Origin of the sequence: Sphingobium phenoxybenzoativorans, assembly GCF_001757355.1 — a bacterium.
Lineage (GTDB): Bacteria > Pseudomonadota > Alphaproteobacteria > Sphingomonadales > Sphingomonadaceae > Sphingobium > Sphingobium phenoxybenzoativorans.
Window position 1 is genome coordinate 1 of the sequence record NZ_MINO01000103.1, and the last position, 9,700, is coordinate 9,700.

The 9,700-nt window shown below is 65.1% G+C and carries 11 protein-coding genes; 7 read left to right on the top strand and 4 right to left on the bottom strand.

The genetic code is table 11. The features are described 5' to 3' along the window. Both odhB and lpdA read left to right on the top strand, forming a co-directional pair. On the top strand, positions 1 to 824 hold an 824-nt coding region (gene odhB / locus BHQ40_RS22730), incomplete at its 5' end, for a 2-oxoglutarate dehydrogenase complex dihydrolipoyllysine-residue succinyltransferase (protein ID WP_070158038.1). Between the two features lie 120 nt (positions 825 to 944). Beyond that, positions 945 to 2,345, top strand: a complete 1,401-nt coding sequence (lpdA, locus tag BHQ40_RS22735) for a dihydrolipoyl dehydrogenase (RefSeq protein WP_070158039.1) — start codon at positions 945 to 947, stop codon at positions 2,343 to 2,345. Between the two features lie 199 nt (positions 2,346 to 2,544). Here the strand turns inward: lpdA and BHQ40_RS22740 are convergent, their stop codons facing one another. Further along, positions 2,545 to 3,723, bottom strand: coding sequence for an MFS transporter (locus BHQ40_RS22740; protein ID WP_070158040.1), 1,179 nt, complete (start codon positions 3,721 to 3,723; stop codon positions 2,545 to 2,547). A gap of 228 nt (positions 3,724 to 3,951) precedes the next feature. Between BHQ40_RS22740 and BHQ40_RS22745 the strand changes: the two genes are divergently transcribed. Beyond that, positions 3,952 to 4,929: a bile acid:sodium symporter family protein gene (locus tag BHQ40_RS22745; protein ID WP_070158041.1), complete on the top strand. Its 978-nt coding sequence runs from the start codon at positions 3,952 to 3,954 to the stop codon at positions 4,927 to 4,929. On the opposite strand, the gene BHQ40_RS22750 is transcribed toward BHQ40_RS22745, so the two are convergent. Further along, positions 4,916 to 5,689 (bottom strand): N-formylglutamate amidohydrolase, encoded by a 774-nt coding sequence (locus BHQ40_RS22750; RefSeq protein ID WP_070158042.1) that lies wholly within the window; start codon positions 5,687 to 5,689, stop codon positions 4,916 to 4,918. The genes BHQ40_RS22745 and BHQ40_RS22750 overlap by 14 nt on opposite strands. Positions 5,690 to 5,743: 54 nt before the next feature. Further along, entirely contained in the window at positions 5,744 to 5,920 is a 177-nt protein-coding gene (locus BHQ40_RS26360) for a DUF6771 family protein (RefSeq protein WP_171905936.1), read from the bottom strand. A gap of 238 nt (positions 5,921 to 6,158) precedes the next feature. Between BHQ40_RS26360 and BHQ40_RS22755 the strand changes: the two genes are divergently transcribed. Together BHQ40_RS22755 and maiA are read left to right on the top strand one after the other, a co-directional pair. Then, a complete protein-coding gene (locus BHQ40_RS22755) occupies positions 6,159 to 7,601 on the top strand; it encodes a hypothetical protein (RefSeq protein ID WP_139139439.1) in 1,443 nt (480 codons plus the stop codon). A 5-nt stretch (positions 7,602 to 7,606) separates the two neighbouring features. Next, on the top strand, positions 7,607 to 8,227 hold the full coding sequence (maiA, locus tag BHQ40_RS22760) for a maleylacetoacetate isomerase (RefSeq protein WP_070158044.1): 621 nt from the start codon (positions 7,607 to 7,609) through the stop codon (positions 8,225 to 8,227). 92 nt (positions 8,228 to 8,319) lie between these two features. Here maiA and BHQ40_RS22765 read toward each other — a convergent pair whose 3' ends face one another. After that, positions 8,320 to 8,685 carry a PRC-barrel domain-containing protein gene (locus tag BHQ40_RS22765; RefSeq protein WP_070158045.1) on the bottom strand — a complete coding sequence of 122 codons (366 nt, stop codon included), beginning with the start codon at positions 8,683 to 8,685 and terminating at the stop codon, positions 8,320 to 8,322. 226 nt (positions 8,686 to 8,911) lie between these two features. On the opposite strand from BHQ40_RS22765, the gene BHQ40_RS22770 reads away from it, so the two are divergent. Together BHQ40_RS22770 and BHQ40_RS22775 are read left to right on the top strand one after the other, a co-directional pair. Further along, on the top strand, positions 8,912 to 9,346 hold the full coding sequence (locus BHQ40_RS22770) for an OsmC family protein (RefSeq protein WP_070158046.1): 435 nt from the start codon (positions 8,912 to 8,914) through the stop codon (positions 9,344 to 9,346). Next, positions 9,343 to 9,700: DUF4126 domain-containing protein (locus BHQ40_RS22775; protein WP_070158047.1), on the top strand; the 358-nt coding region annotated here is incomplete at its 3' end. The genes BHQ40_RS22770 and BHQ40_RS22775, both read left to right, overlap by 4 nt.

Here is a 9,700-nt window from a genome sequence, read left to right on the forward strand (position 1 = left end):
GCAAGGACGGCCGCTTGACCAAGGACGATGTGACCGCCGCCGTCGCCGCTGGCACGGCCAAGGCGTCCACGGCTCCCGCATCCGCCTCCGCGCCTTCCGCCCCTGCCGCGCCCTCCGCGCCCGGCCGCGCGCAGGAGCGGGTGAAGATGACCCGCCTGCGCCAGACCGTCGCCAAGCGGCTGAAGTCCGCGCAGGAAACCGCCGCGCTGCTCACCACCTTCAACGATGTCGACATGACCGCCGTCATCGAAGCGCGCGCGAAATATAAGGACCTGTTCGAAAAGAAGCATGGCGTCCGCCTCGGCTTCATGGGCTTCTTCACGAAGGCCGTGTGCATGGCGCTGAAGGACGTGCCCGCCGTCAACGCCCAGATTGAGGGCGACGAGATCGTCTATAACAACTTCGCCGACATCTCGGTCGCGGTCTCCGCGCCCAACGGCCTGGTCGTGCCCGTCATCCGCAATGCGGAAAGCATGAGCGTCGCCCAGATCGAAAAGACCATCGGCGACTTCGGCAAGAAAGCGAAGGACGGCGCGCTGACCATGGATGACATGAAGGGCGGCACCTTCACCATCTCCAACGGCGGCGTGTTCGGATCGCTGATGTCGACCCCGATCATCAACCCGCCCCAGTCCGGCGTGCTTGGCCTCCACCGCATAGAGGACCGCCCGGTCGTCCGCGACGGCCAGGTCGTCGTCCGCCCGATGATGTATCTGGCATTGAGCTACGACCACCGCCTGATCGACGGCCGCGAAGCCGTGACCTTCCTGGTCGCGGTCAAGAACGCGATCGAGGACCCGACCCGCCTGCTGATCGACCTGTAAGGCGTAATATAGCTGTCTTATATCCCGTTCGGGCTGAGCCTGTCGAAGCCCTGTCCTTCCTGCTAAGGGCGAAAAAGTAAGTGCAGCCCTTCGACAGGCTCAGGGCGAACGGAGATTTTTATGGCTGACTTCGACTATGATGTGCTGGTGATCGGCTCCGGCCCCGGCGGGTATGTCGCCGCGATCCGCGCGGCGCAGCTTGGTCTCAAGACCGCCTGCGCGGAAAGCCGGGAGACGCTGGGCGGCACCTGCCTCAATGTCGGCTGCATTCCGTCGAAGGCGCTGCTGAACGCTTCCGAACTGTTCCATGAGGCGTCCTCGGGCGCGCTCGCCAAGCATGGCGTGAAGCTGGCCAGTGTCGAGCTCGACCTGCCAACCATGCTTGCTGACAAGGATGACGCGGTAAAGGGCCTGACCGGCGGCATCGAATTTCTGTTCAAGAAGAACAAGATCGACTGGCTGAAGGGCCTCGCCACCTTCGTCGACGCGCACACGGTGGAGGTTGCGGGCAAGAAGGCGACGGCGAAGAATATCATCATCGCCACTGGATCGTCCGTCACCCCGCTGCCGGGCGTCGCGGTCGACAATGACAAGGGCATCATCGTCGATTCGACCGGCGCCATCGCGCTGAAGAAGGTGCCGGAGCATATGGTCGTCATCGGCGGCGGCGTGATCGGGCTTGAGCTTGGCTCGGTGTGGAAGCGCCTGGGCGCAAAGGTCACGGTCGTCGAATTCCTCGACCAGATCCTGCCCGGCATGGATGGCGAGGTGCGCAAGGAAGCCAACAAGCTGTTCAAGAAGCAGGGCTTCGATATCAAGACCTCCACCAAGGTCACGGGCGTCGCGGTCAAGGGCAAGAAGGCGACGGTCTCCGTCGAACCCGCCGCTGGTGGCGCTGGCGAAACCATTGAGGCGGACGTGGTTCTGGTCGCGATCGGGCGGAAACCCAATACGGACGGGCTTGGCCTCGACAAGATCGGCCTGGAAACCAACAAGCGCGGCCAGATCGAAACCGGTCACGACTTCTCGACCAAGGTGGATGGCGTCTGGGCGATCGGCGATGTGATCCCCGGCCCGATGCTGGCCCACAAGGCGGAGGATGAGGGCGTCGCCGTCGCGGAGAATATCGCGGGCCTGACCGGCATCGTGAATCACGATGTCATCCCGTCCGTCGTCTACACCCACCCGGAAATCGCCGGTGTCGGCCTGACCGAGGAAGCCGCGAAGGAAAAGGGCGCGGTCAAGGTCGGCAAATTCCCGATGCTGGCGAACAGCCGCGCAAAGGCGATCAAGGACACGGACGGCTTCGTGAAGATCATCGCCGACGCGGACAGCGACAAGGTGCTTGGCGTGTGGATCGTCGCCTCTCCGGCCGGCACGATGATCGCGCAGGCCGCCCAGGCGATGGAGTTCGGCGCATCCAGCGAGGACATCGCCTACACCTGCCACGCGCATCCGACGCATAATGAGGCGGTGAAGGAAGCGGCGATGGCGGTCACGGGCAAGCCGATCCACATCTGATCGCGTGGCCGGCTATTTGCCGGCTGCTCTTGTTAAGATCCCCGTTCGCCCTGAGCGAAGTCGAAGGGTTCACCTGAGCAAAGCGAAGGCACTTCACTGCGTTCAGTGGAGGGCTTCGACTTCGCTCAGCCTGAACGGCTTTTTTGGAAGTGGCGTGCAGGAGCACGCTATTCATCTGACTAACACAGGCTCCAAAAGCCTACCCCGCCGCCATCTCCAGCTTCGGCAGCGTCAGGCTCAGCAACCCCGCCACCGCCACCAGCGCGGTGCCGGTCGCCAGCGCGGGCAGGCCCAGCCCGATGAAGGGCGCGACCGCCGCCGTGCCCAGCGATGTGGTCAGCAATATCGCCACGATCACCAGCGCCGCACCGCGCGCATCGTCACCCCTCGCCGCGACGATCGCCCGGTGGAAACCGGCCGGTCCGCGCAGCGCCAGCCCGGTGTTGAGCAGGGGGAACAGCGCCGACACGACATGGATGCTGCGCCCGCCCGCCATCGCATAGGCCAGCATCGCCACGCCGCCCGCTGCGGTGATGGCTGTTCCGATGCTGATCATCGTCTCATCGCCGAACCGGCGGCCGAGCGCGCCGGAGCAGTTGGCGATCACGATGAAGAAGGCGATGCCGGTCATCTGCATGATGATGAAATCGCTCAGCGTCCCGCCCATCGTCACGGTGAACACCGTCGGCGCGCCGAACACGAAGATCAGCAGCGCGCCCAATGTGCAGGCATGGCTGATCGCATAGCGCATGAAACAGGGGTCGGCGATCAGCCGCCAATAGCCGCCTCCGGTCGCCAGCCCCCGCATCGGCGGCAGGTGCCGGTGCCGCGCGGTGACGATCGCCGCCAGCGCTATCGAAAGGATGGCGAGCAGGTCGAAGGAGGCGCGCCAATCGAAAAGCCGCAGCAGCCACAGGCCGAACAGCGGGGCGAGCGCCGGGGTCAGCGACTCGATGCTGCCGAGCAGGCCCATCGCGCCGACCGCGCCGCCATCGCCATAGAGTTTCCGCAAAAGTCCGGGCGCAAACACCGCCGCCGCCGATCCTGCCGCGCCCTGAATAAATCTCAATAATATCAATATACTAATGGAATTACTCATGCTGCACGCGGCGGAGATCAGACCATAGGCGAGCAAGGAAAGGGCCAACAGCCGCCGCTGGTCGAACCGCGCGCCCAGCGCCCCGAACAGCAGCAGCCCCACCGCCGACCCGGCGGTGAAGCTGGCCAGCACCATCTGCGCGCGGGGCAGGTCTCCGCCCAGGATCGCGGGCAGCCCCGGCACCGCGGGCAGCACAAGGTCGGTGCCCGCCAGCGCAAGCACCGTGCCGAGGACGATCAGCAGGAAGGTTCCGATATGGCGGTTGGGCCGGCCAGTCATGCGACGCCTGTAGCGTGGGATTAGGGGGATCGCCACCCGCGCCCGTCCTTATCCCAAACCGTTCGCGCTGAGCTTGTCGAAGCGCCCTGCTGAACGTAGTGAAGCACTTCGCTCTGCTCAGTGTTGTCCTTCGACTTCGCTCAGGATGAACGGGGGGAAGTCATCCTGCCCATCAGAACCGGTGGCCTTATACCTCGCATAATGTCTCCGCCCCATCGAAAGGCTCCGATGCGCCACCATATCAAGGGCCTGTTCGACCCCTATATCCTTGCATTGCTGGCGACCGTCGCGCTGGCGTCGGTCCTGCCGCCGCGCGGCATGTGGGTCGGCGTGCTGGATGCCGCCGCCGATGTCAGCATCGTGCTGCTGTTCTTCCTCCACGGCGCGAAGCTGTCGCGGGAGGCGATATTGGCGGGGGCGGGCAACTGGCGGCTGCATCTGGCGGTGCTTGGCGCCACCTTCCTGCTGTTTCCCGCGCTTGGCGTCGGCATCGGCGCGCTTCCCGGACTGACCCCGGTGGTGGCGACCGGCATGCTGTTCCTGACGTTGCTGCCGTCCACGGTGCAATCGTCCATCGCCTTCACCGCCATTGCGCGCGGCAATGTCGCCGCCGCCGTGTGCAGCGCCTCCTTCTCCAACCTGCTCGGCATCTTCGTGACGCCGCTGCTGGCCGCCCTGCTGCTGGGGAGCAGCGGCGCGTCGGTGTCGCTTTCGTCGATTGAGAAGATCCTGCTGCAACTGCTGCTGCCCTTCGTCACCGGGCATCTTCTGCGCCCGTGGATCGGCGGGTTCATTGCCCGTCACAAGGGGATGATCGGCTATGTCGATCGCGGCTCCATCCTGTTGATCGTCTACACAGCTTTCGGCGCGGCGGTGGTCGAGGGGCTGTGGCGTCAGATGCCGCCCGCGACCGTGCTGCTGATCGGGGTGCTGAGCGCGGCGCTGCTTGGCGTGATCCTGTTCGCCACGCGCCTTGCCGGGCGGCTGCTCGGCCTGTCGCGGGAGGATGCGATCGTGCTGCTGTTCTGCGGGTCCAAAAAGAGCCTGGCGACGGGGGTGCCAATGGCCGGCGTGCTGTTCCCCGCCGCCATCGTCGGTCAGGTGATCCTGCCGCTGATGCTGTTCCATCAGCTCCAGTTGATCGCCTGCGCCCTGATCGCCCGGCATCTCGGCGCGCAGGCCGACGCCCGCCCTATATCCGGCTGAACGCCGCCGTCAGCGCCCCGGCGATAATCCCCGCCCAATGGTCCTGCCCGGCCGGATCTCCGATCAGATCCTGCCGCACCTCGATCTCGACATAGGGCATGGCCGTGGCGAAGGCGTGGCGCGGCACCGTGTGATCGGTGCCATCCATGCGATAGGGTTCATTGTCCCCCACCACGATCCCGCCGCGCGCCTGCAGAACATCCAGCATGGCAATCGCGAACCGCTCGTCCCCGCCGCCATGCAGCACCCCGATTTCCCATGGCCGTTCAAAGCTTTGCATGACCGGCGTGAAGCTGTGGAGGGACACCAATACCCTCGCATTCCCCATCGCTTTATCCGGCGCGATCGCCTGCTTGATGGCGTCCTGATAGGGGTTGTGGATCGCCGCGATCCGCGCCGCCGCCTCGTCCGGCGCGATCGCCTGATTGCCGAGAATGAGTGTGCCGTCCGACACCGCCGGTATGGCTTCGGGCGACCGGGGGTCGCGATTGCAGTCGATCACGAGTCGCGAATAGCTCTGGTGGATGAACGCCGCGCCCAGCATGCGCGCCAACGCCTCGCCCAACCCTCTGACGCCGATGTCGCAGGCAATATGCCGCGCCATGTCCGCCGTGGACACGCCCAGTGACCCCAGCCGGGCAGGAACCGCGATCCCGGCATGATCGCCGATCAGCAGGAAGGGCGAATCGCCGGCGGCCGGCACCATCGCCACCGGCGGCGGATCATCCGGGCTGAGCCAATCTTTCCGGTATTGCGCCATGGTCCGGGCATGCGCCCGCCCGTTGCGCTAGTCCAGCCCGCCCCGGCAAGCCGGTCAGTCGGCGTGGTCGACGGCCAGGTCCGCGCTTATCCCTGCGGCGATCATCGCCGCCAGCGTTTCTTCCGCGCGCGACCGCAGCGAAGGGTCGGAGGAGGAGAGGTCATGGCGCACCCACTGGGGCGCGCGGCTCAGCACAGTTCCGATCAACCCGCTCAATTCTTCTTGTGTCATCCTCCCTCCTCACCAGATATTTGCGGCATCATCAAGACAAGCTGTTGTGGTTAAAAGCTTAATCGGGATGATTGCCCCGCGTTGGGACATGCGGCGGATGACATGAAAAGTTGACCGCTTTGGCATCATCCTGTCGAAACGCCCATTGCCTTCGGGCTGCGCTCGGCTACGGTAATTGCGGACGGACAACGACATGCGCCGGGGTGGGGTGTCGTAAGTCCGGGGGCTACAGGATATTATGATGGGGCAAAAGGCGGCGGTGGATCGCGATTTCCCTTGGCGGCGCTTGTCGCTGCTGGCTGGTCTGGCGTTTCTCTGGCCGGCCCTCGTCAACGGGATGCCCTTCCTTTTCTATGATACGCCCGGCTATCTGGGCGGGGCCAATGCGCTGGCGCACGGCCTGTTCGGCGCGAAGCTGGACTGGACAGCCGCGCCGGTCATGCTCGGCCGGTCGATCTATTATGGCAGCTTCCTCTATCTCAGCCTTGCGCTGGCCGGTTTCTGGCCCGCCGCCATATTGCAGGCGGCGTTGACCGGCGTCTGCGTCGTCACCTTCCTGCGATATTTCGTGCCGCTGCGGGTCGGAGGGCTCGTGCTGGGCGTGGTGATCGCCGGGCTGATGCTGCTGGCCTGCACCACCCTGCCTTTCTTCGCGACCTTCATGATGCCGGATCTGTTCAGCGGGCTTGCGCTGCTCAGCGCGACGGCGCTGCTGCTGTTCTGGAAACGGGATGGCTGGCGGCGGCGCGCCTTCTGGATCGGCGTCACCGCCGCCGCCGCGCTGTTCCACCCGACCAATGTGCCGATCCTGCTGTCGGTCGTCGCGGTATGCATCCTGCTGCATTATATATTGGAGGTTCCCCGGCCCTGGCTTTCCGCCGCCATCGTGCTGGCCGCGGCGTCGAGCGGCATAGCGGGGGAGGCGATCTTCTCCGCGGGCGTCGACCACGCCATGGGGCAACCGCCGATCCGCCCGCCCTTCGTCACTGCCCGGTTGACCGCCGATGGCCCCGGCACCCGTTATCTGCGCGACACCTGCCCGAAAAACGGCTTCCTCCTGTGCCGCTATATCTCGCGCCTGCCGCTGCCCAGCGACTATTTCCTCTGGAGCCGGTCAAGCGCGGATGGCGTATTCCGCGCCATTCCTCCGGCGCAACGCCGCCAGCTCGCGGCGGAGGAAACCCGCTTCGTCATCGCGACCGTGCTTCACCTGCCGCTCGAAACCATCAGCAAATTCTTCGAGGGCGCCTACAAGCAGATGAACCGCACCGGCCTCAACGAATTCAACTATGGCTGGATCGAGCGGGGATTCTTCAAGAACAACCTGCCGCCCCACATCTATGACCAGACGGCGCAGACCAGGGCGTTCGAACTGAAGGTCCCCGCCTATCAATTCGCCCGATTCACCCGCACGATCGCGATCGTCTCCCTGTTCATATGTCTGTGGGCCATGTTCGACCGGAACATCCCCAAGCCGCTGCGCATGGCCGTGGCGATGATCCTGTGCGGGATCATCGTGAACGCCTTCATCTGCGGCGGGCTTTCGGGCGCGCATGACCGCTATCAGGCGCGGGTGATATGGCTTGCGCCGTGGATCGCCTATCTCGCGCTGCTCGCCCGCATCTTCGGGCCGAAGGCGGTGCGGGAAGCGGCCCCTGCGCCAGCGCAGGCGCAAGGCTGACCACCATGAAACTGCATGGCTATTTCCGGTCCAGCGCCTCTTTCCGCGTCCGCATCGCCCTCAATCTGAAGGGGGTCGCCTATGAGGATATTCCCCATCATCTGGTGAAGGGGGAGCAGCGCGCGCCGGACTATCTGACCGTCAATCCGCAGGGGCTGGTTCCCGCGCTGGAAGTGGAGGGCGCGGTGCTCACCCAGTCGCTGGCGATCTGCGAATATCTGGACGAACGCTATCCCGATCCGCCGCTGCTGCCCGGCGGCGCCATCGCCCGCGCCCAGGTCCGCGCCTTTGCCCAGGTCATCGCCTGCGACATCCATCCCGTGCAGAATCTGCGGGTGCTAAAGCGCGTCAAGGCGCTCAGCGACACCGGGGCAGCGCATATATGGGCGCGGGAGACGATTGAGGAGGGGCTGGCCTCCTGCGCCGAACTGATCGCCGCACAGCCCGGCCCCTACTGTTTTGGCGCGGCCGTCACGCTGGCGGACATCTTCCTGATCCCGCAGCTTTTCAACGCCCGCCGGTTCGACGCCGCGATCCCTGACCGGCTGCTGGAGGCGGAGCGGGCCTGCCTGACCCTTGACGCCTTTCAACGCGCCCTGCCGCAGAACCAGCCCGACGCCGAATAGCCCGGTTCAGCCGGGCGGGACGATGATTGCGCGCAAAAGGCCGTTCCCGCTTCAGGAGAGGGAGCAAGGCCCTGCACGCATCCTGGCCGCCCTCACCAGGGATAGGTCAGCCCGTAATAATCATAGACGTTGCGGCCATAATCCCGGTTGTAATCCGGTTCGCGGCCGCTTTCGTAACGGGGCGCATTATCGAGCAGGCTTTTGTCCAGATCGATCACATAGCCGCTCTTGTTGATGTCGTAGGACAGCATCGACCAGGGCAGCGGATAGTGGTCCTTGCCCATGCCCAGAAAGCCGCCGAACGACAGCACGGCGTACCGCACGCTGCCCGACTGCTTGTCGACCATGAAATTGGATACCGACCCCAGCCTGTCGCCCTGCCGGTTATAGACCGCCGTGCCCTCCACCTTGTTGGAGGCGATCAGCGTGGACGTTTCGTCATTTGCAACATCGGTCATCTGGTCCTCTCTTTCCCGCAACGGGATTTGCTTATGCCTGGGTTAACGGAAGCGCGGCGGCGCTGTTCCCATCGTTACGGAAGCGATTGATTTGGCACGGCGGCTGGGCAATCCTCCGGCCTCAGGACAGGACGCGCAGCGGGAAAGGCGAGTCGCCCCGGACAGGCCGTAACCAAATGCGCGAAACCGCGTTGCATCCTCTCATCATCAGCAGGAGTTCGATCTTATGAAAATCCATCGCAAGGGATCGGCCGAATGGGTCGGCGGCCTGAAGGACGGACGCGGCGCCATCTCCACGCAGAGCGGCGCCCTGAGCGCCTATCCCTATGGCTTCGCGGCCCGGTTTGAGGGGCAGCCCGGCACCAATCCGGAGGAATTGATCGGCGCGGCGCATGCGGGCTGCTTCACCATGGCGCTTTCGCTGATCCTCGGCGAAGCCGGCCTGACGGCGGAGAAAATGGATACGACGGCGGTCGTGACGCTGGAACAGGGCGAGGGCGGCTTTTCCATCCCCGCCATCGCCCTGACGCTGAAGGCGAAGATCCCCGGCGCGGACGACGCGACGTTCCAGGAGCTTGCCGCCAAGGCGAAGGCGAACTGCCCCGTATCCAAGCTGCTGAAGGCGGCGGAGATCACTCTGGACGCGGAACTATTGTCATGATCCTGGGGCTGGCGCTCGCCATAGGGGTCATCGCGGGGCTGCGCGCGATGATGGCCCCGGCCGCGATCAGTTGGGCCGCGCAGCTTGGGCTGATCGACCTGTCCGGCAGTTGGCTGGCCTTTCTGGGATACCGCTTCACGCCCTGGATATTCACCGCGCTGGCCGTGGTGGAGCTGATCACCGATCAACTTCCCTCCACCCCCAGCCGCAAGGTGCCGCAGCAGTTCGGCGCGCGCCTCCTGCTCGGCGGCCTTAGCGGCGCAGCGATCGGGGCGTCTGGCGGCGCGCTTGCGACGGGCGCGGTGCTCGGCATCGTCGGCGCGATCATCGGCACCTATGGCGGCGCGGCCGCCC

Coding starts and splice junctions, on each gene's coding strand:
- BHQ40_RS22755 (WP_139139439.1), top strand. CDS start 6,159: ATGATGGGGCAAAAGGCGGCGGTGGATCGCGATTTCCCTTGGCGGCGC.
- BHQ40_RS22765 (WP_070158045.1), bottom strand. CDS start 8,685: ATGACCGATGTTGCAAATGACGAAACGTCCACGCTGATCGCCTCCAAC.
- BHQ40_RS22745 (WP_070158041.1), top strand. CDS start 3,952: ATGCGCCACCATATCAAGGGCCTGTTCGACCCCTATATCCTTGCATTG.
- BHQ40_RS22740 (WP_070158040.1), bottom strand. CDS start 3,723: ATGACTGGCCGGCCCAACCGCCATATCGGAACCTTCCTGCTGATCGTC.
- BHQ40_RS22770 (WP_070158046.1), top strand. CDS start 8,912: ATGAAAATCCATCGCAAGGGATCGGCCGAATGGGTCGGCGGCCTGAAG.
- lpdA (WP_070158039.1), top strand. CDS start 945: ATGGCTGACTTCGACTATGATGTGCTGGTGATCGGCTCCGGCCCCGGC.
- maiA (WP_070158044.1), top strand. CDS start 7,607: ATGAAACTGCATGGCTATTTCCGGTCCAGCGCCTCTTTCCGCGTCCGC.
- BHQ40_RS26360 (WP_171905936.1), bottom strand. CDS start 5,920: ATGACACAAGAAGAATTGAGCGGGTTGATCGGAACTGTGCTGAGCCGC.
- BHQ40_RS22750 (WP_070158042.1), bottom strand. CDS start 5,689: ATGGCGCAATACCGGAAAGATTGGCTCAGCCCGGATGATCCGCCGCCG.